The organism is Nocardioides sp. GCM10030259 (assembly GCF_042666375.1).
Lineage (GTDB): Bacteria > Actinomycetota > Actinomycetes > Propionibacteriales > Nocardioidaceae > Nocardioides.
Genome location: NZ_JBHTDF010000004.1, coordinates 16,585 through 35,132 on the forward strand (window position 1 = coordinate 16,585; position 18,548 = coordinate 35,132).

Sequence of the window (18,548 nt, forward strand, 5' to 3'; positions counted from 1 at the left end):
GTCAGCCGACCTTCCTGAGCCGAAGACCGCGCCGGGTCGTCGCCTTGGGCTCCGATTCCGCGGAGGCCGACGGCTGCGTCGCGTGGAGGACGGGGGCCGCATCGGGAGCGAGGGAGGCCGCGAACGCCGCGAGGATCTTGCTGACCTGGTGGCCCGGGTTGGCGCGGACGATGGCCTCGCCACGGTTGACCGCGGCGAGGACGTCGCGACTCGACGGCACGCTGGCCGCGACCTCCACGCCCAGGGTCTCGGCGAACTCCTTGGCGGAGAGCCCGACCTTGGCGTCAGCCCTGTTGAGCAGCACTCGCCACCGTTGACGCGAGACGTTGAGCAGGTCCAGGGTCCCGGCCGTGAGCTTGAGGCTCTTGAGGGCAGGGATGTCGAGGGTCCCCACCAGGACCAGCAGATCGCTGCGGTCGATGGCCGGCAGGGCATAGTCGTCGAACGCGCCCGAGGTGTCGACCACCACGGCGTCGAACATCTCCATCAGCACGTCGAGCACCCTGTCGATCGCGTCGGCGGGCACTGGCGCACCGAGCTGCACCGGCGCTGCCAGCACCGACAGGTTGGCGGAGTGCTCCGTCAGCAGCGACGCCATACCGCTGGAGTCGATCCCGCCGGTGAGCTGGGAGAGGTCGGCGAGAGTGTGGTGAGGAGTCAGCTGGAGCATGATCGCCACGTCGCCGCTGTGGACGTCGAGGTCGACGACGCACACGCGGTGCCCCCGGTCGGCCAGTGCGGCAGCGACGTTGATGCTCACCAGGCTCTTGCCCACGCCACCCTTGGTGGAGAAGACGGTGAGGAGCGAGCCCCGCACCGGTGCGTCCGGCGCGGTCGCGGCAACGTCGACCTTCCGCGAGATTGCCACGGCGAGACCCTGGACCCGCTCGACGGCTGCGGCGAGACCCCCGAGGTCGTCGACCTCGACGACCTCACGCATGCCGGAGCGCATGGCGCCGGCCAGCACGTCGTGGTCCAGCTGTGCACGCACCAGGATCACACCGAGCATCGGGCGCTGGATGCGGCTGCGCTCGGCGAACAGGCTCGCGGCCTCGATGTCGACCCCGGGCCCCAGGACGACGGTGTGCTCGTCGGGGTGGCGCTCCAGGTGATGGTCGAGAAGGTCGATGGCCTCCACGACGATCAGATCCGGGGCGAGGGCTTCCCGGAAGGACTTGACGAGGGAGGTGTCACGCTCGACGACGACGGTCATCGCGCACCCCCGAAGGCCTCAGGCATGACGTCGGTCGCCGTGACGCCCGCGTTGTCATGCACCTCAGACTTGTCGGTCTGCAGGGCGAAGGAGAGCTCACCGTTGCGCTGGCCGTAGATGACCTTCTCGGCCTGTTCCTGGTCGACGGCGACGGTCAGGATGGTCCGCGGGACCTGCTCCGTCGTCTGCTCACCCTCGTCCGATGTGACGGTCTTCGAAGTGACGGTCGTGGTCCCGACCCCGATGACCTGCACCTTCGGCAGCAACAGCCGGGTGTACGGCGGCAGCTCCTGCTTGGCGCCGTCGGGCTTCATCAGGAACGGGTCGGCCGAGACGAAGATGGCGACCTCCGAGCCAGGGTTGACGAAGCCGGCGACCCGGGCGGGGTCGGTGAGCTCGACGCTGATGGCGAGCTTGTCATCCGGGATGGTCAGGGTCTCCGCAGACCCGGGCTCGCCGAACTTGAGGCTGATGATCTGCTCGCCCGGGTAGATCGTGCCGAGCGAGACTTGGTCCTCGATGGAGGTCGTGGAGGTCAGCGCTCCATCGACCATGTCCTCGCGGACCACGTCGGTCATCTCGAGCTTGCCGGCTGCCTGCGCTTCGGCCACGGTCTCCCCGGATTCGATCACGTCGGCGGCGGTGAGGACCTCGACCAGCTCCTGGCCCTCGGCGGCCCGGGCGTCGATGCCCTGCACGTAGAGCACGATCATCGTCGTGCCCAGCGCGGCGACGATGAGGGCGACGCTGAGCAGAATTGAACGTCGAGACATGCGGATTCCTTAGTCCTTTGTTGTGGTGTCCGCGTCAGTCGACGAGGACGATGACCTTGGTGCCGGAGCCGGTGTACTCGACCTCGCCACCCACTGCCGGAGCGGTCTCGGGGAGCGCCGCCTCGTCGAAGAGCACGACGTTGAGCTCTTCCACGTGATTGGAGTGGAAGTGGACGCCGTTGTGTCCGGTCACGGCGCCCGGGCTGCCGCTCGTCGCGGCCAACGACTCCTCGGTGATGAAGCCGGGCCGGAAGTCGACGATCGGGTAGGCGCCAGACGCGCCGTTCGCAGCCTGCACCGGGATGACCGGCAGCATGAAGAACCGTGGGGACCGCAGGATGTCCGCCGAGAGGATCTGCGGCACCCCGGCCACCACGTCCCCGATGCTGTGACCACCTGTGATGAAGCAGCTCAGGACGTCGTCGTTCAGGGCGGGTGCCGTGTTGGTTCGCGAGCTTCCTCCCGTGCGGTCACAGCCCGGTGTGGTGTCGTGGTCGAGCCTGCCGGGCCGTCCTCCGGAACCGTTGACCAGCCCATCGGTGGCGGCCTCGTTGGGAAAGCCCGGGTCGGTGCCCAGGCAGTCCGTGGGGCTGGTCGGCGTGTGGTCGGAGTCCACCGGAGAGCACGGGACGGCGTTCGATGCGTTGATCTGCAGCGCCGGCTCGATCCCGTCGATCATGTTCATCTCCAGCCATGTGGACGGGCTGCCTGAGCTGCGTGCGATCTCCAGCGTGCCGAAGTTGCCGCTCACCATGCCGCCGCAGAAGAGCAGGTCGCCGACGGTGAACGGCTCGGCCTCAGCCGTGGGCGAGAAGTCCGTGGTGGCGCCTGTCACGACCTTGACGCGGACCCACGAGATCCCGTTCGCGTCCAGGACCGCCTGAGGCACGGTCGGCAGGTTGATGGTGAAGTCGTTCCAGCCCCCGCCGCCGGTCGGCAGCGTCACCGGGGTGCCCGCAGGGATCGAAGCCCCGCCGGCGGCGTCGTTGAAGGTGACCTGACCAGTGGCGCCGGCCGCGATGCCGCCCTTCACCTGGCCCGTGACCGTGACGGCGAAGGGCGCCACGGACCCGGCCGGAGCCTCGGAGGGGGTCACGACGAGGTTCCTGATCTGCGCGGTCCCGTCGGGGACGAGTGCCGGGGGCGTGACCGCCGGCGGCGGGCCGGGGGGCGGGTCGCTGAGCTGCTGGTGGCCGGTGTCGCAGCCCGCCACGGCGTACATGGGTAGGGAGGCGGACTGACCGGGCGACATGATCTGAGCGGATGCCTGGGCCGCGACATCGACGTGGTCGTCGTCGCTCACGGCTTCCGCCAGCGTGTAGTCGACCCGGCTGGCTGGCGCCTGGAGCGTCACCTTCCAGCCCTCGCAGTGGATCCAGCCGTCTCCGTCGTCCTGGCCCCCGCCGAGGTCGATCGGGTACTGACCGGCGACGGTGTTCTCGGTCTTCGTGACCAGGAACTCTGTGGCCTTGTCGACGACCTCGGGGTTGCAGGCCCCGTCGCTGGTGAGCTCTGCGGCCGCGGCCATGACGGCGAGGTCGACACTTGTCTGCAGCAGGGAGCGCTTGGCCCACGCCTGCCCGACATCGACGACGACGGCGCCGAGCCCGAACATGACCAGGGCGAGCAGTGCCGCGAGCAGCGCGGTTGCGCCTCGCTCGTCACGCTCACGGTTCCGAAGCATCCTCAGCACCCCGCCCCGGCCGGCACGTTCTCGATCCGCGAGGTGGCGCTCTTGTCGATGACGCCGTCGAAGCCGAGGGAGCTGAAGAACCCGATGTCGACCGCCTCGAAGTGCACGGTCACGGTGACCTGGTCGCCCACCTGAGGTCCGGTCGGGGTGCCTGGGTCAACGGTGCCGTTGTCGCCGGGCGTGCCCGCAAGCGCGTCCGTCCCGGCACTGACGACCTCGCCGCCGGTGTTGCACGGATTCACCGCGGCGACTCGTGATGCCTCGCGGGCGGCGTGACCGGTGGCCTGCCAGGCCCAGAACCAGAGGCCGAACTGGATGATGCCGAACAGCAGAGTGAAGAAGACGAGGGCGACGAGACCGAACTCGACGGCCGCAGCACCGCGCGAGTCGCGCTGGGTCCGGATGTGCGTCATCGAACGCTTCGTCCTTCCACGATGAGACCGATGTCACGGAGGTGGGCCTCCCGACGGACGTCGTGTCGCCAGGAGGAATCGATAAGGGAACGGTACGGCAAAAGTGCGAAAAGCGCAGATTTTCTCAAACAGAGCCATTGATTCAGTCGCGCGATCGCCGACCGGCAGCCGCAAATCGCACACCGGTGGACCCCAAGTTGCCTATCAGAACGGGTCCATCGCCTCGATGGTGAAGGACCTTCGACCCTGGTCGTGACTCGACCGGCGACGAACAAGGGGTGCTGCGAGGCGGTTCCTGAGCGTGGCCTAGGAACTTCCCGAAGTTTCCCTGAAGCGCTAGATTGCGCTGACGGCAATCAGAGCCCTAGGTTTCACGCATGAGCCAGCCAAGCATCGGTTTGCGTGCCCTCAAGAAGCAGATGACGCGCAGCTCGATCGCTACTGCCGCCCTGGAACTCACGCTCGAGCGGGGACTCGATCACGTAACACTCGACGAGATCGCCCATCGGGCGTTCGTCTCCCCACGCACCGTGTCGAACTACTTCTCCGGCAAGGAGGAGGCCATCGCCGCGGCAGGCCGGGACCTCAAGGACACGCTCCTCGACGACCTGGCCCGGCGATCGGCCGACGAGTCGCCGCTGGAGTCGGTGCACCGGATCGCCGTCGACTTCGTCCGCTCTCTGTCGCCAGAGGAACTCGAATCGCAGCGGCGAAAGCGACTCCTCGGTGAGCAGCACCCCAGCATCAAGGCCTACCTGACGGCGCGGTACGAGTCAGTGGAGGAGATGCTGCGTCCCGCGCTCGCCAGCCGAATCGGCGCCGACGACGACTACGACATCTACCCGTGGCTGCTGGCCGCGTCGGCAGTCACGGCAGTCCGCATTGCAGTCACGCGATGGGTGACGTCGCACGGTGACCTCGACAAGCTCATCGACCTGCTCGAGGAGGCTTTTGCCCATCTCCGCGACGGGCTGGAAACGCCACCACCCGCGCCAGGCAGGAGCGCGGTTCATGGGACAGGCACCAACCGCAAGCAGCGCCGCCGTCCGTCAAGCTGACACCTTCAAGGTCGAGTCTGGGTCCTCTTGTGTGCCGCGAGCGAGCTCGGGCGCACGGAAGCCGAAGGGCCCGGTCCGCCAGGAGCGGGCCCTTCGGCATTCCCCCGTTTCCCATGGGGTCGGCCTGCGGCCGTACGTCGGGAGTTCCGCACGGCAGCGGACCGTTTCCCATGGGTCGGCCTGCGGCCGCACGCCGGGAGATGCGCACGGCCGCAGGATCGGTCAGGCTCTCCTCACCACGTCACGGATCGACCACGATCGTGCACACGAGGGTGGTGTCGGGAGCCGTCGGGAGGAGGTCGTCCACGTCGAGCGAGCCGTCACCGTTGGCGCCGGTGCTGGTGTCGCCCTTGTCGGCGCCTTCGCCGTCGACACAGCTGATGGTCGACGCGGTCCCTCCGGGGACCTGGGAGTCGACCGAGACCGTGACGTTGGTCAGCGGTGTGTTGTGGAAGCTGACCTGCGCCTCGTTGTCGGCGCCGCCGCAGGCGTCCTCCGTGGTGACGGAGACCGTCTTCTCGGCGTCGTCGCTGACGTAGCCGGCAGGAACCGACTCAGTGACCGTGTAGTTGCCGACGGAGGAGCTCAGCGGCAGGTTGTCGAGGCAGGCGATCCCGTTGGCGTTGGTGGTCACGGGGATCCCCGCGGCCGGCAGCTCGCCACCAGTGATGGTGAACGTCACGCCGCTGTGCGGGTGGTCACCGGATCCGTCGGCAGCGTGCTTCCGGGTCTTCACGATCTCGATCGCGCCCTTCTCGCGCGCGTCGTGGAACGTGCAGGTGACGGTCTCCCCGGCGCTCAGCCCGATGGCGGCGGGGTTGGACCCGTCGTCACACGTGGCCGAGACCAGGTTCCACCCGGCCGGCACGGTCTCCGCGACGTCGTACGTGCCGACGGGCAGGTCGTTGAACGCACGCGAGTCCTTCCCTGCCGCACCGGCCGCCGTCGTGGTCAGCGTGAACGACGCCGGCGTCAGGGTCCCTGACGTGAAGGCGAACGAACCCTGGCTGTCATCGGTGATCTTCTCGACGATGATGTCGCCGAGCGCCCGGTTGGTGTAGGTGCAGTCGAGCACGTCGGTGTCGGCGTTGATGTCGAAGGTCACCGTCGCCCCGTTGATCGTCGGTGTGACGCCGCTGCTCGCGCTGCAGTTGACGTCCACGAACTCCCATCCGGACGGCACGGCGCCCTCGGTGACGGTGTAGCCGCTGCCGAAGAGGACGGTCTTGCCGTAGTCCTTCACCCCGTCGTCGGTGAGCTGGAACGTGTTGACGGACGTGGGGTCGGTCGCGAACGCCTTGGTGTAGTTGAACAGCGTCGTGTTCGGGTTCTCGTCGGGGACGGTCTGCTTGCGGATGATCACCTGGCCGCAGTTCTGCAGGTTGATCCCGACGGGTGCGACGAAGTCCTTCAGCTGGGAGGTGAAGGAGTCCGAGGACCGGCTCTTGAGCATGGCGCTGCCGAAGGACGCGCACTTGTTCGGCTGGAAGAGCAGTCGCAGGTCGATCTGCGCCTCGCCGAAGGTCCGCGCCTGCTTCTGGCCCGAGGCGATCAGGCCGTCGGAGTCCGCAGCCGGGATGGGGGAGGAGTTGATCGTGCCGACTGCGCACGGGCCGCCGCCGCAGGTCGGCGACGGTGCGTCGATGTCGGTGGCCGGACCCCACTCGGCGCCGTTCCAGGTGCGGGCGGTGATGGCGGCGCGGGCGCCGCCCTGGTCGATGGCGTACTCGATGAGCAGGTCACCGGCGGTGCGCACGACGTTCGGACCGGACGCGCACTTCGTGGCGGACTGGTTGAACTCGAAGTCCATCAGCGTGGTGCCGGAGGGCTCGCTGACCCGGCTCCAGGCCAGGTTCAGGAAGCCCGGGTGGGTGCCGACACCGGCCTCACGGTAGACGTGGAAGCTCAGCAGGTCGCTCTTGTTGGGCGGGATCGAGTCGGTGGTCGCGCCCGGACAGGTGGTGTCCTCCTTGACGCCGCCGGCGTACGAGTCGTCACCGGTGCCGTTGACCTTGTCGGTCGCGCGGATCTCGGCCACGTTGGCCCAGTCCAGCGACGGCGGCGTGGGGTCGTCGACCTTCAGGTTGGCGTCCTCGTCGATCTCGAAGTTGCTGCCCGAGAGGCTCGCCTCGGGGTGGGCGGCGGTGGCGAGGGACGGGATCAGCGACGCGACGAGCAGTACGCCGGCGAACATCAGTGCGTAACGGCGTCGACGACGCGGGGTGCGCGTGGGGACCGGCGCACCGTGGCCACGGCGCGCAGGGGTGGTGAGTCCCATGAGGGTTCCTTCCGAGAGTCCGCAGCGCACGGTGGGGGCCGCCGCGGTCCGTCAGAGGACTTCCATTCCGGCAGAGCCGGGTGGAGGGGCAAGGTCCAGGCGTCCATGCGTCCAGGCCCCGTCATGGATAGGCACAACGGCCGGAACAGGCCGGCCGCACCCCAAGCCCGTTCGGCACGTTGCCGAACCCGGGCCCAGAAGTGGAGGTACGGCGCCGTACTTACCGAGGATTGGGGGTGAGGAGGACCCGGAGGCCTACCGGCCGGTTCGCCCAACTCGTGCGGTGGAGTTCAGTGCCGGCGGCGGAGGGGTTCACCACGAGTTCACACCGCGACGCTGCGATGCCTGTGCCCACATTCCTCTCGGTCAGGAGCAGGCCTTCCATGAGCGATCACGTCCACCCCCACGATCACGACCAGCCGGAGGGCGGGTGGCAGGAAGTCTCCGGCGATGACGCCTCCGGGCTGACGGCGTCGCGGCGCCAGCTGATGAAGGTGGGTGGGGTCGGCGCCACGCTCGCTGCCGCGTCGGCGTTCTCGGCGGCGCCCGCTGCCGCCAGCAGCAGGTCGAGCGGTCGCGGCCGAGCATGGCGGTCCGGCGACCACCACATCCACTCCGAGTACTCCGGCCGCTTCGACACCACGACCAACCCGCCGACCTTCACCAAGGGTGCGGACGCGGTCTACCCGATCGTCACCAACGCCATCATGGCGAAGAGCTTCGGTCTGTCGTGGGTGATGTGCACCGACCACGGCGGTCCGACGCACTCGAAGGTCAACCTCGAGCTGGCGTACCCCGACCTCCTGAAGTCGCGCGACATCGTGCCGGAGGTCCTTCAGTTCTGGGGCATGGAGTTCGACGCGCCGGCGATGGACCACCACACGCTGATGGTCCCCCAGCGCAGCGACGAGGCCCAGCTGCTCCACGACCTCGAGTCCAGGTACGCGAAGTTCGACGCGTTCCCGTCGGACCCGGCGCGGGACACCGAGGCGAAGATGGTCGAGTTCCTGAACTACGCCAAGACCCTCAACGGCAAGCCGCTGGTCATCGCCCACCATGCGGCCCGGTCCGCGACCGGCCTCGGCGTGTGGGGCCAGTCCACCCCGGCTGAGTTCCGCAACAACCAGGACGCCGCGCCGGACGTGTACGTCGGGTTCGAGGGCGCCCCCGGTCACCAGGCCGGGCCGCTGAGGGGCGGGGCCCGTGGTGGCTACGGCAACTACCCGACGCACGGTGGCTTCGACCAGATGACCGCGGTCGTCGGCGGCCTGTGGGACTCGCTGCTCGGCGAGGGCCGCAGGTGGTGGATCACCGCGACCTCGGACTCCCACGTCCACTGGACCCGGGGCGGCTCCGACTTCTGGCCGGGGGAGTACTCCAAGACCTACGTCAACGCGCGCCAGGAGTACGCCGACATCATGGAGGGCCTCCGGTCAGGGCGGGTCTTCGTCACCACCGGTGACCTCGTCACCGGGCTGGACGTGACCGCCTCGAACGGTCGCCAGACGGCCGCCGTCGGAGAGACGGTGACGGTGACCGACAGCCGGAGCAACGACGTCGACATCGAGGTGCGCTTCACCCCGTTGCACGGTGAGAACGCAAACGGGGACCGGCCCGAGATGAACCGCGTCGACGTCATCGTCGGCGACATCACCGGCCCGGTGTCGGACCGCAGCGCCGCCAGCAACCCGACGACGAAGGTGGTCGCCCGCTACGGCAGGTCGGACTTCCGCAGCTCGGGCCGGCAGCAGGTCGTCCGGTTCACGCTGCGCGACGTCACCAAGGACTGCTACATCCGCGTGCGCGGCACGAGCACGGACGAGATGGAGCCGGCCGCGGACGGCCTCGAGTCGCCGTGGGAGGACCTGTGGTTCTACTCGAACCCCGTGTTCGTCACGGTGAGGTGACGTCGGGTACGACGACGGCGAGGACCTCGTCGAGCACCGCCAGGTCGGAGGCGCGCAGCCCGGACGTCGTCCACACGACCTGGTCGTCGTCCGCGTCGACCTCGTAGGACAGGAACGGGCAGCAGGCCGCCTCGCGGCGGACGAGGTCGAGGACCCGGTCGCGGACGCCGGGGCGCGCCGCGAGCCGGAACGTGGTCGACGAGTCGGTGGAGTCGCGGCCGAGGAGGGCGCGGTCGAACAGGCTCCGGTACTCGGACATGCGCTCGCTCAGGGAGTCCTCCGCCGAGGACATGTCGCAGGCGACCGGGGCGTCTGGCGTCGCGGTGATGGAGAGCAGGTTCGTCATGTCCGGCACCGTAAACTCTGGACCACGGTCCAGAGTCAAGACGCGGAGGTGCAGGATGGCCGGGCGATCGATCGAGAGGCGGGTGCGGATCGGTGCGTTCGCGGACGCCGCGGGCGTCTCGGTGGACGCGGTCCGCTTCTACGAGCGGCGCGGCCTCCTGCGTACGGCGCCCCGCACCGGCGGCGGGTACCGGACCTTCGACCAGCATGACCTCGACCGCGTACTGCTCGCCCGCCAGCTCCAGACCCTGGGCCTGACGGTCGACGAGGTCGTCGACGCGCTCGCTGTCCATGCCGGTCGGGACGCCTCGTGCGCGTCGCAGCGGTGGCGACTGGAGGCCGTCGAGGCGCGGGTCGAGCAGCGGATGGCCGAGCTGCGGCGTACGCGAAGGCTCATCCGCGAGACCCTCGCGGCCTGCGACTCCGGCGACTGCCTGCTCGCCGCGGATGGCGACGGGCTCGGGTAGGCGATCACGCGGCGACCGCTTGGCTAGGGTGCCCGCGTGGGCGACGAGCGCGGCGAGAGGCCGGACCGGCACGAGCGGATCCTGGAGGCGACCATCGCCCTGCTCGGGCGCGAGGGCATCTCCGGTGTGAGCATGCGCGCGGTGGCACGCGAGGCCGGCGTCGCGCTCGGCCTGGTGAACTACCACTTCGCCGACAAGACCTCGCTCATCGCGGCGGCGCTGCGGCGCGTGGAGGAGCAGGACCTGGCCATGGTCGAGCCCGACGACGCGCTGCCGCCGGAGGAGCGGCTCCGTGCCGCACTGCGCCGTGTCGCGGAGCCGGCGTACCTGACCACCGACTACCTCTCGCTCCGCCTCCAGCTCTGGGCGCTCGCCCGGGCGAACGAGGAGTTCGAGCACATCAACACCGCCGCGCAGAAGCGCTATCGAGCCGGCCTGGCCCAGCTGATCCGGGACGCACGACCCGAGCTGTCCCGCGCCGAGTGCGGCAGGCGGGCGGCCGACATCGACGTCGTGCAGAACGGCATCTGGCTCACCGCGCTGCTCGGGCTCGACCGCGCCTCGATCCGGCGCAGCATCGCGCGCTGCGAGGAGATCGCCCTCGAATCCTGAGCCGACTCTTGAACGATCGTTCAATCCGGGCTTACGCTGCCGGCATGAGCGTGGTGACGGCGCAGGACCTCGAGCGGATCGCCTCCGGCTACGACCCCGACCCCGGCCGGTCCTGGTCGCTGCGGGCCGAGGCGTACACCGAACCCCGGTGGGCGGAGGCCGACATGAAGGCGGTCTTCGCGCGCTCGTGGCAGTGGATCTGCCACGTCGAGAAGCTGCGCGCGCCGGGGGACTACGTGTCGGCGACCGTGGCGGGCATGCCGGTCGCGGTCGTGCGCGGCCGGGACGGCGACCTCCGGGCGTTCTACAACGTGTGCAAGCACCGCGCCCACGAACTGCTCTCCGGCTCGGGGACGGCGCGCAACATCGTGTGCCCGTACCACGCGTGGACCTACGGCCTCGACGGGCAGCTCAAGGCGGCCCGACGCGCCGAGCGGATGGAGACCTTCGACAAGGGCGACGTCTGCCTCGACCGGATCCAGGTCGAGGAGTTCTGCGGCATGGTCTACGTCAACCTCGACCCGGCCGCTCCGGGCCTGCACGAGCAGGCCGGCGACCTCGCCGAGGAGATCGCCTTCTGGGCGCCCGACGTCGCGGACCTGACGTTCGCCAAGCGGCTGACGTACGACGTGAGCACCAACTGGAAGAACGTCATCGACAACTTCCTCGAGTGCTACCACTGCCACATCGCCCACAAGGAGTTCGTCGACCTCGTCGACATGGACACCTACGACGTGAAGACCCACGGCATCTGGTCCAGCCACTTCGCCGAGGCCGGCAAGCACGAGAACGCGGCGTACGACGTCTCCGGCGCCACCGTCACCCAGCACGCCGTCTGGTGGCTGTGGCCCAACACCTGCCTGCTCCGCTATCCGGGCCGCGGCAACTTCATGGTCTTCCAGGTGCTGCCGGCCGGTCCGGAGCGGACGCTGGAGACCTGGGACTTCTTCTTCGAGACGGCCGACCTCGAGGCCGCCGAGGTCGAGTCGGTGCGCTACATCGACGATGTCCTCCAGGTGCAGGACATCCACATCGTCGAGAGCGTCCAGCGCGGCATGCGCACGCCGGCGTACGACCAGGGCCGCATCGTCTACGACCCGGCGGGCTCGGGACTGTCCGAGCACGGCGTGCACCACTTCCACGGGCTGGTGCTGGAGGCCTACCGGACGTGGGCGCGGTCATGAAGCCGGTCATCATCACGTGTGCACCGACCGGCGGCATCCACACCCCGACCATGTCGCCGCACCTCCCGGTGACGCCCGAGGAGATCGCGACGGCGTCGATCGAGGCGGCCGAGGCTGGTGCGGCGGTCATCCACCTGCACGCCCGCAACCCCGAGACCGGGCAGCCCGACCCGCGGCCCGAGCTCTTCCAGGACTTCATGTCCCGCATCGCCGCCGGCACCGACGCGGTGATGAACGTGTCCACCGGTGGCGGCCTCGGCATGACGCGCGAGGAGCGGCTGCGCGCGGCCGTCGCGACGTCGCCCGAGATGGCCTCGCTCAACGTCGGCTCGCTGAACTTCGGCATCTTCCCGATGCTCGAGAAGTTCTCACAGTGGAAGCACGAGTGGGAGCCGGAGTTCCTGGAGATGACGCGCGACTTCATCTTCAAGAACACCTTCGCCGACCTCGAGTACGTCGTGAAGGAGCTGTGGCAGGGGCACGGGACCCGGTTCGAGTTCGAGTGCTACGACCTCGGCCACCTCTACAACCTGGCGTGGCTCATCGACCAGGGCTGGCTCGAGCCGCCGTACTTCGTGCAGATGGTCTTCGGCGTCCTCGGCGGCGTCGGCGCCGACCTGGACAACCTCGTCCACATGCACACGATCGCCGAGAAGCTCTTCGGCGACAGCTACGAGTGGTCGGTCCTCGCGGCCGGCCGGCACCAGATGACGTTCGCGACCGAGGCCGCCATGCTCGGCGGCAACCTGAGGGTCGGCATGGAGGACAGCCTCTTCATCGGACCGGGCGAGCTCACGCCGTCCAACGCCGCCCAGGTGCGCAAGATCCGCGGCATCGTCGAGTCGCTCGGGCACACGGTGGCGACGCCCGCCGACGCACGGGAGCGCCTGCGGCTGAAGGGAGCCGACCGTGTCGACGTCTGACGGCTCCCACGTCGCGGCCCTCGGCGGCGGACTGATCGGGCGCAGCTGGACGGCGCTCTTCCTCGCCGCCGGACGGAACGTCGTGGTCTTCGACCCCGACCCCTCCGTCGAGGAGTCCGTTCGGGCGGAGGTGGAGCGGGCCTGGCCGGTGCTGCGGCAGCTCGGCCTCACCGATGCCGACGGTCCCGAGGCCGCTCTCACGTTCTGCTCGGACGCGCGCGTCGCCGTCGACGGCGCGCAGTTCGTGCAGGAGAGCATCCCGGAGCGGGTCGGGCTCAAGCACGCGCTGTATGCCGAGATCGAGGACGCCCTCGCCGACGACGCGGTCGTCGCCACCTCCGCGTCGGGGCTGACGCTCAGCGAGCTGCAGGCCGGCTGGCGGGACCCGGCCGGCTTCGTGCTCGGCCACCCGTTCAACCCGCCGCACCTGATCCCGCTCGTCGAGGTGATGGGCAACGACCGCACACGCCCCGGCGTGGTGGAGCGGGCCCGCTCCTTCTACGAGTCGGTCGGCAAGGTGACCATCGAGGTCCGGCGCGAGGTGGCGGGCCACGTCGCCAACCGGCTCCAGGCGGCGCTCTGGCGGGAAGCCATCCATCTCGTCAACGAGGGCGTCGCCTCCGTCGCCGACGTCGACAGGGCCGTCGCCTCCGGCCCCGGCGTGCGCTGGGCGGTCATGGGGCCGACCCACCTCTTCCACCTCGGCGCGGACCAGGGGCTCGCGCAGTTCTGCGACCACTACGCCGACAGCTTCAACCGCTGGTGGGACGACCTCGGCCAGCCCCACCTCGACGCCGCCACCACGGCCAGGCTCGTCGCCGGCATGGCCGAGGCCGCTGGCACGACGCCGTACGCCGACCTCGCGGCCCGCAGGGACGCGGGGGTCGCCGCGGTCGTCGCCGCGACCCATCCGCCGCCGAGCCGAGCAGGCTGACAGGTCTCAGCGAGGGACGCCGCGCACCGGCCGCCCCGGGTAGGCGCCCGTGTCGAGCACACCGTCGCGGATCACGAACGTGCCGCCGACCAGCAGGTGGCGGACCCCGCCCGAGGGTCGGACCGGGTCGGCCACGGTCGCGTGATCGGTGAGCGTCGCCGGGTCGAGGACGACCAGGTCCGCGTCGGCGCCGGGGGAGAGCAGGCCCTTGCTGCGCATCGCCGGCGCGACCTCGTCGAGCACGCGCGCCGGCAGCCACGAGCAGCGCCGGAACGCCTCCGCCCAGCCCCAGATCCCGTGCTCGAGCACCATCAGCCGCAGGCTGCGCGCGAACGTGCCGGCGGTCCGCGGATGGGTCGCCGCACCCGGCGGCAGTGGCCACTCGCGGGTGTCGTCGCGCCGGTCCGACCACTCCAGCGGCATGGCGTCGCTCGCGACGATCGCGTCCGGGAAGGCCAGTGCGCGCCGCAGCAGCTCGCGGTCCGCCTCGTCCCGCTCGTCGAGGAACTCGATGACGCACGTGGCACCCGGGTCGGTCGCGCGGACCTCCTCCAGCCGGCGTACGTCGGCGATGCGCTCGCCCGACCCGACCATCACGATGCTCGACGGCGTCAGACCCCAGGCCGGGAGCCGGTCGGGCTCGAGGAAGAAGGCACCGACGCTCGTGCTGCCCATGGAGTACGGATAGGCCTCCACGGTGACCCGGGAGCCGGCGGTCTGTGCGTCCTCGAGCGTGCGCAGCACCCGGTCGACGTGCCGCCGCGACGTGCTGTTGACGTGGCAGTGGTGCATCGCGGCGCCGGTCTCGGCCGCCGCGATCGCGACCTCGCTCGACCCGTCGACCGGGGTGGCCGGGTCCGCCTCGACGAGCTCACGGACGTGGGTGAACGTCGGGGCGCCGGCGGCAGCGGCCAGCCGCGCCACCGCGGTGTACTCGGCCGGGTCCGAGCGCGGCGCGTAGCCCATCAGCACGCCGATGCCGAGCGCCCCGTCGGCGAGCTCACGCTCCAGCAGCTCCAGCCAGGCAGCGAGCTCGGTCGGCGTCGAGGTGCGCTGCCAGTCGAGGTTGCCGAGCAGGCCGGTCGACGAGTCGAACCGGGCGGTCGGCGTGACTCCGGCCAGCACCTGCCCGCGTGCGTCGGCCCACGACGCCGAGAACCCGTAGTTGAGCACCCGCCCCGCGGCGGCGGCCTCGGCGTACGCCCGCTCGATCGGCATCAGCCCGGCCTCGAGGTCGAGGTTGGTGGTGACGCCGTCGAACGCCTGCACGCGCTGCCCGGCGATCGAGTGGACGTGGCTGTGCAGGTCGACGAAGCCGGGGCCGACGACGAGGCCGGTCACGTCGACGACGGTCGCGTCGGCGTCGAGGACGGGCGTCGTCGAGACCTCGGCGACGGAGCCGTCGCGGATCACGACGTCGGCCACGACCTCGGTGCCGGCCGCTGGGTCCACGACGCGGCCGCCGCGCAGGATGATGGTGGTCACCTGCGCATTGTTGCCCAGGGGATCAGACTCAGGCGCAGAGGCCGTTCGCGGCCGCGTTCTCCTTCGAGCCGTTCGGGTTGCGACCGCTGATCGCGCCGCGGCCGAGGGACCCGAGTGGCCGGTCGTCGATGACCTTCTGCCACAGCAGATCGGCCTGGGCGGTGAGCTGGACGCGTCCGTAGTGCGGGCTGTCCAGCGGGAAGTCGAGCACCGGCGCGGTGACGAACCGGATCTTGTCCAGGTCGGCCTCGCGCACCGAAGCGGCCACGTCGACGAGCTCGCCGACGCTGGCGATCTCGGGGTTCGTCGTGATCGAGTCGGCCAGCGCCGTGGCGAAGCGGAAGAGCTTGTCGGGCCGCGTCAACGTGTCCGCCGACAGCACCCGCTTGAGCATCGAGGCGATGAACGCCTGCTGCCGCTTCATTCGGCCGTGGTCGGCGTTGGGGGTGGAGGTCCGCTGGCGCACGTACGCGAGGGCCTCGTCGCCGAAGAGCTTCCGCGTGCCGGCGTCGAGGTGGATGTTGTGCTCGGTGTCGTCGATGTCGGCCGGGATGCACATCTCGACCCCGCCGACGGCGTCGACCATCTCCTTGAACCCGCCGAAGTCGATGACCATGTAGTCGTCGACGTAGATCCCGGTGACCGCCTCGACCTGCGCGACGGTGCAGGCGGGCCCGCCCACGGCGTATGCCTCGTTCCACATCACGTCCGTCGCGGGCGGCACCCGCTTGCCGTCCACGTGGCAGGCCGGACGGTCGACGAGCGTGTCGCGGGGGATGGAGATGCCGTACGCCGTGCGCCGCCCGTCGGCCACGTGCAGCAGCATCGTCATGTCCGAGCCGCCGAGGCCGCCCTCGCGGTCCAGCCCGCAGCCCTCGCAGTCCCGGGTGTCGATGCCGAGGACGAGCATGTTGAAGGCACTCGTCGGCAGCTTCGGCTCCGGACGCTTCACCTTGTGGGGGATCGGGGCACCCGTCTCGATCTTCCGGTCGACGTGGTTGTAGGCGAACACGACGCCGGCGCCGGTCAGCATCGCGATGACCAGCTCGGCGACCACGATGACCAGCAGCACCGTGCGTCGCTGCCGACGGGTCGCCTTGGCCACGTCGATGCTCCCTCCCCGTTCCGAGATCAACGCTGTGCGCGAACCCTACGCCCTTACCCGTGACGGGTATGGTGCGAAGGGCCGATGCCGGTGTCCGATTCCCGCCAGTAACTGTCGGCGGCGTCGGGGAGGATGTGAGGCATGAACCAGACTCCGGAGATGCGGCTCGACCGCGAGTCCTGCTACCGCGCGGTGAAGTCGCGGGACCGCCGCTTCGACGGCGTCTTCTACACGGCCGTCCGCACGACCGGCATCTACTGCCGGCCCTCGTGCCCGGCCCGCCTCCCGGCGTTCCACAACGTGACGTTCCACCCGAGCGCCGCCTCCGCCCAGGCCGCGGGCTACCGCGCCTGCAAGCGCTGCCTGCCCGACGCGACGCCCGGCAGCCCCGACTGGGACGTCGCCGCGACCGCGGCCGGCCGCGCGATGCGGCTCATCGCCGACGGCGTCGTCGACCGGGAGGGTGTCCAGGGCCTGGCCGCGCGCGTCGGCTACACGCCGCGACACCTCGGCCGGATCCTGGCCACCGAGCTCGGTGCCGGGCCACTGGCGCTGGCCCGGGCGCGGCGCGCCCAGACCGCCCGCGTGCTGATCGAGACGACGGACCTGACGTACGCCGACATCGCGTTCGCGGCCGGGTTCGCGAGCGTCCGGCAGTTCAACGACACCATCCGCGAGGTCTACGCGTCCTCGCCGACCGACCTCCGCGGCCGACGCGGTGGCCGCCCGGCGACCGGCACCGTGACGATGCGCCTCGCGGTGCGCACGCCGTACGCCGGCCGTGCCCTGCTCGACTTCCTGGCGGTGCGTGCGGTGCCCGGCGTCGAGGGGGCGGGGGAGGGCTGGTATGCCCGCAGCCTGTCGCTCCCGCACGGCACCGGCACCGTCCGGCTCGAGATCGCCGACGAGCCCGAGCCCGGGCGCACGGCGTTCGTGTCCGCGACCTTCGCGCTCGAGGACCTGCGCGACATGAGCGCGGCGACCGAGCGCGTGCGCCGGCTGCTCGACGCCGACTGCGACCCGATGGCGGTCGCGGACGCGTTCGCCGGCGACGCCGTGATCGGGCCGCTCGTGCGGGCCCGGCCCGGGCTGCGCGTGCCGGGTCACGTCGACGGCCACGAGATCGCGGTGCGCGCCGTGCTCGGCCAGCAGGTCAGCGTCGCCGGGGCGCGCACGGTCGCGGCCCGGCTCGTCGAGGCGCACGGCCGTCCGCTGCCGCAGCCGGTCGGCGGCCTCACGCACCTGTTCCCCGACGCCGCGACGCTGGCCGCGCTCGACCCCGAGGAGCTCCCGATGCCGCGGGCCCGCGGCCGCGCGCTGATCGCGCTCTGCGCGGCGCTCGCCGACGGCACGATCGCGCTCGACCGCGGGCCCGACCGCGACGACGTACGCCAGGCCCTGCTGGCGATCCCGGGCATCGGGCCCTGGACCGCCGACTACGTCGCGCTGCGCGCGCTGGGCCATCCCGACGTCTTCCTGCCGACCGACATCGGCATCCGCGACGCGCTGCGCGGCCTGGGCCACGACCCGGGCGGGGCCGCGACGCTCGCCGAGGCGTGGAGCCCCTGGCGCTCCTACGCCCAGCTCTACCTCTGGAACACCCTCACCACCCCGAAGGAGCACTGACATGTGGACCGTGATGGAGTCCCCGATCGGGCCGCTGCGGCTCGTCGAGCACAACGGGGCGATCACCGCGATCGAGTTCTCGCCGTTCCGTGACTCGGACGGCCGCCCGCGCGGTGACCGCCAGGACGACCACCCCCTGCTGGTCGAGGCCGCGCGCCAGCTGACGGCGTACTTCGACCGCGACCTCAAGGAGTTCGACCTGCCGCTCGCCCCGGAGGGCAGCGCCTTCCAGCAGCGTGTGTGGGAGCAGCTGCTCGGCGTCGGCTGGGGCGAGACCGCGTCGTACGGCGAGATCGCGCAGCGTCTCGGCATGACCAACGCCGCGTCGCGGGCGGTCGGGCTGGCCAACGGCCGCAACCCGATCCCGATCGTGATCCCGTGCCACCGCATCATCGGCGCCAACGGCACCCTCACCGGCTACGCCGGCGGCCTGGACCGCAAGCAGCTGCTCCTCGGCCTCGAAAGGGAGGATGCCTTGTTCTGAGCGGCCGGCGGAGCCGGCCGCTCAGCCGGACAAGGCAGGTTGAGGGCG

The 18,548-nt window shown here is 70.5% G+C and carries 17 protein-coding genes; 9 read left to right on the forward strand and 8 right to left on the reverse strand.

Annotated features, from left to right (window positions below; translation table 11 throughout):
* Position 1: 1 nt before the first annotated feature.
* Genes ACFQQI_RS04195 through ACFQQI_RS04210 form a run of 4 tightly spaced genes read right to left on the reverse strand, consistent with a single transcriptional unit; the run spans position 2 to position 4,092 of the window.
* Entirely contained in the window at positions 2–1,213 is a 1,212-nt protein-coding gene (locus ACFQQI_RS04195; RefSeq protein WP_378558419.1) for a CpaE family protein, read from the reverse strand.
* Positions 1,210–1,986 carry a Flp pilus assembly protein CpaB gene (gene cpaB / locus ACFQQI_RS04200; protein ID WP_378558422.1) on the reverse strand — a complete coding sequence of 259 codons (777 nt, stop codon included), beginning with the start codon at positions 1,984–1,986 and terminating at the stop codon, positions 1,210–1,212. Before cpaB ends, ACFQQI_RS04195 begins: the two co-directional genes overlap by 4 nt.
* A gap of 34 nt (positions 1,987–2,020) precedes the next feature.
* A complete protein-coding gene (locus tag ACFQQI_RS04205; RefSeq protein WP_378558425.1) occupies positions 2,021–3,670 on the reverse strand; it encodes a pilus assembly protein TadG-related protein in 1,650 nt (549 codons plus the stop codon).
* A 2-nt stretch (positions 3,671–3,672) separates the two neighbouring features.
* A complete protein-coding gene (locus tag ACFQQI_RS04210; protein ID WP_378558428.1) occupies positions 3,673–4,092 on the reverse strand; it encodes a TadE/TadG family type IV pilus assembly protein in 420 nt (139 codons plus the stop codon).
* A gap of 377 nt (positions 4,093–4,469) precedes the next feature.
* Here ACFQQI_RS04210 and ACFQQI_RS04215 point away from each other — a divergent pair, with 377 nt between their 5' ends.
* Positions 4,470–5,150 carry a TetR family transcriptional regulator gene (locus ACFQQI_RS04215; RefSeq protein WP_378558431.1) on the forward strand — a complete coding sequence of 227 codons (681 nt, stop codon included), beginning with the start codon at positions 4,470–4,472 and terminating at the stop codon, positions 5,148–5,150.
* 241 nt (positions 5,151–5,391) lie between these two features.
* On the opposite strand, the gene ACFQQI_RS04220 is transcribed toward ACFQQI_RS04215, so the two are convergent.
* Positions 5,392–7,428 (reverse strand): collagen binding domain-containing protein, encoded by a 2,037-nt coding sequence (locus ACFQQI_RS04220; protein ID WP_378558433.1) that lies wholly within the window; start codon positions 7,426–7,428, stop codon positions 5,392–5,394.
* A 383-nt stretch (positions 7,429–7,811) separates the two neighbouring features.
* On the opposite strand from ACFQQI_RS04220, the gene ACFQQI_RS04225 reads away from it, so the two are divergent.
* Entirely contained in the window at positions 7,812–9,335 is a 1,524-nt protein-coding gene (locus tag ACFQQI_RS04225) for a hypothetical protein (protein ID WP_378558435.1), read from the forward strand.
* Here ACFQQI_RS04225 and ACFQQI_RS04230 read toward each other — a convergent pair.
* On the reverse strand, positions 9,322–9,681 hold the full coding sequence (locus tag ACFQQI_RS04230; RefSeq protein ID WP_378558438.1) for a hypothetical protein: 360 nt from the start codon (positions 9,679–9,681) through the stop codon (positions 9,322–9,324). The genes ACFQQI_RS04225 and ACFQQI_RS04230 overlap by 14 nt on opposite strands.
* A 55-nt stretch (positions 9,682–9,736) precedes the next feature.
* On the opposite strand from ACFQQI_RS04230, the gene ACFQQI_RS04235 reads away from it, so the two are divergent.
* The 5 genes from ACFQQI_RS04235 to ACFQQI_RS04255 are packed head-to-tail and all read left to right on the forward strand — an operon-like array spanning position 9,737 to position 13,800.
* Complete coding sequence (locus tag ACFQQI_RS04235; RefSeq protein ID WP_378558441.1) at positions 9,737–10,147, forward strand: MerR family transcriptional regulator; 411 nt, start codon at positions 9,737–9,739, stop codon at positions 10,145–10,147.
* A 36-nt stretch (positions 10,148–10,183) separates the two neighbouring features.
* A complete protein-coding gene (locus ACFQQI_RS04240) occupies positions 10,184–10,759 on the forward strand; it encodes a TetR/AcrR family transcriptional regulator (protein WP_378558443.1) in 576 nt (191 codons plus the stop codon).
* A 44-nt stretch (positions 10,760–10,803) separates the two neighbouring features.
* Entirely contained in the window at positions 10,804–11,943 is a 1,140-nt protein-coding gene (locus ACFQQI_RS04245; protein ID WP_378558446.1) for an aromatic ring-hydroxylating dioxygenase subunit alpha, read from the forward strand.
* On the forward strand, positions 11,940–12,866 hold the full coding sequence (locus tag ACFQQI_RS04250) for a 3-keto-5-aminohexanoate cleavage protein (protein WP_378558449.1): 927 nt from the start codon (positions 11,940–11,942) through the stop codon (positions 12,864–12,866). Before ACFQQI_RS04245 ends, ACFQQI_RS04250 begins: the two co-directional genes overlap by 4 nt.
* The gene (locus ACFQQI_RS04255; protein ID WP_378558452.1) at positions 12,853–13,800 is read left to right on the forward strand and encodes a 3-hydroxyacyl-CoA dehydrogenase NAD-binding domain-containing protein; all 948 of its coding nucleotides are present in this window, start codon (positions 12,853–12,855) and stop codon (positions 13,798–13,800) included. Before ACFQQI_RS04250 ends, ACFQQI_RS04255 begins: the two co-directional genes overlap by 14 nt.
* A gap of 6 nt (positions 13,801–13,806) precedes the next feature.
* Here ACFQQI_RS04255 and ACFQQI_RS04260 read toward each other — a convergent pair whose 3' ends face one another.
* On the reverse strand, positions 13,807–15,285 hold the full coding sequence (locus ACFQQI_RS04260; RefSeq protein WP_378558454.1) for an amidohydrolase family protein: 1,479 nt from the start codon (positions 15,283–15,285) through the stop codon (positions 13,807–13,809).
* Between the two features lie 28 nt (positions 15,286–15,313).
* Positions 15,314–16,390, reverse strand: coding sequence for an LCP family protein (locus ACFQQI_RS04265; protein ID WP_378558457.1), 1,077 nt, complete (start codon positions 16,388–16,390; stop codon positions 15,314–15,316).
* Positions 16,391–16,531: 141 nt separating this feature from the next.
* Between ACFQQI_RS04265 and ACFQQI_RS04270 the strand changes: the two genes are divergently transcribed.
* Both ACFQQI_RS04270 and ACFQQI_RS04275 read left to right on the forward strand, forming a co-directional pair.
* Positions 16,532–18,016, forward strand: coding sequence for an AlkA N-terminal domain-containing protein (locus ACFQQI_RS04270; RefSeq protein WP_378558460.1), 1,485 nt, complete (start codon positions 16,532–16,534; stop codon positions 18,014–18,016).
* A 1-nt stretch (position 18,017) separates the two neighbouring features.
* Complete coding sequence (locus ACFQQI_RS04275) at positions 18,018–18,500, forward strand: methylated-DNA--[protein]-cysteine S-methyltransferase (protein WP_378558463.1); 483 nt, start codon at positions 18,018–18,020, stop codon at positions 18,498–18,500.
* Positions 18,501–18,548: the final 48 nt, after the last annotated feature.

Bases quoted from the DNA above. Each gene is read 5' to 3' on its own strand.
- cpaB (WP_378558422.1), bottom strand. From the start codon at position 1,986: ATGTCTCGACGTTCAATTCTGCTCAGCGTCGCCCTCATCGTCGCCGCG.
- ACFQQI_RS04215 (WP_378558431.1), top strand. From the start codon at position 4,470: ATGAGCCAGCCAAGCATCGGTTTGCGTGCCCTCAAGAAGCAGATGACG.
- ACFQQI_RS04245 (WP_378558446.1), top strand. From the start codon at position 10,804: ATGAGCGTGGTGACGGCGCAGGACCTCGAGCGGATCGCCTCCGGCTAC.
- ACFQQI_RS04210 (WP_378558428.1), bottom strand. From the start codon at position 4,092: ATGACGCACATCCGGACCCAGCGCGACTCGCGCGGTGCTGCGGCCGTC.
- ACFQQI_RS04270 (WP_378558460.1), top strand. From the start codon at position 16,532: ATGAACCAGACTCCGGAGATGCGGCTCGACCGCGAGTCCTGCTACCGC.
- ACFQQI_RS04235 (WP_378558441.1), top strand. From the start codon at position 9,737: ATGGCCGGGCGATCGATCGAGAGGCGGGTGCGGATCGGTGCGTTCGCG.
- ACFQQI_RS04205 (WP_378558425.1), bottom strand. From the start codon at position 3,670: ATGCTTCGGAACCGTGAGCGTGACGAGCGAGGCGCAACCGCGCTGCTC.
- ACFQQI_RS04275 (WP_378558463.1), top strand. From the start codon at position 18,018: ATGTGGACCGTGATGGAGTCCCCGATCGGGCCGCTGCGGCTCGTCGAG.
- ACFQQI_RS04250 (WP_378558449.1), top strand. From the start codon at position 11,940: ATGAAGCCGGTCATCATCACGTGTGCACCGACCGGCGGCATCCACACC.
- ACFQQI_RS04195 (WP_378558419.1), bottom strand. From the start codon at position 1,213: ATGACCGTCGTCGTCGAGCGTGACACCTCCCTCGTCAAGTCCTTCCGG.
- ACFQQI_RS04230 (WP_378558438.1), bottom strand. From the start codon at position 9,681: ATGACGAACCTGCTCTCCATCACCGCGACGCCAGACGCCCCGGTCGCC.
- ACFQQI_RS04220 (WP_378558433.1), bottom strand. From the start codon at position 7,428: ATGGGACTCACCACCCCTGCGCGCCGTGGCCACGGTGCGCCGGTCCCC.
- ACFQQI_RS04225 (WP_378558435.1), top strand. From the start codon at position 7,812: ATGAGCGATCACGTCCACCCCCACGATCACGACCAGCCGGAGGGCGGG.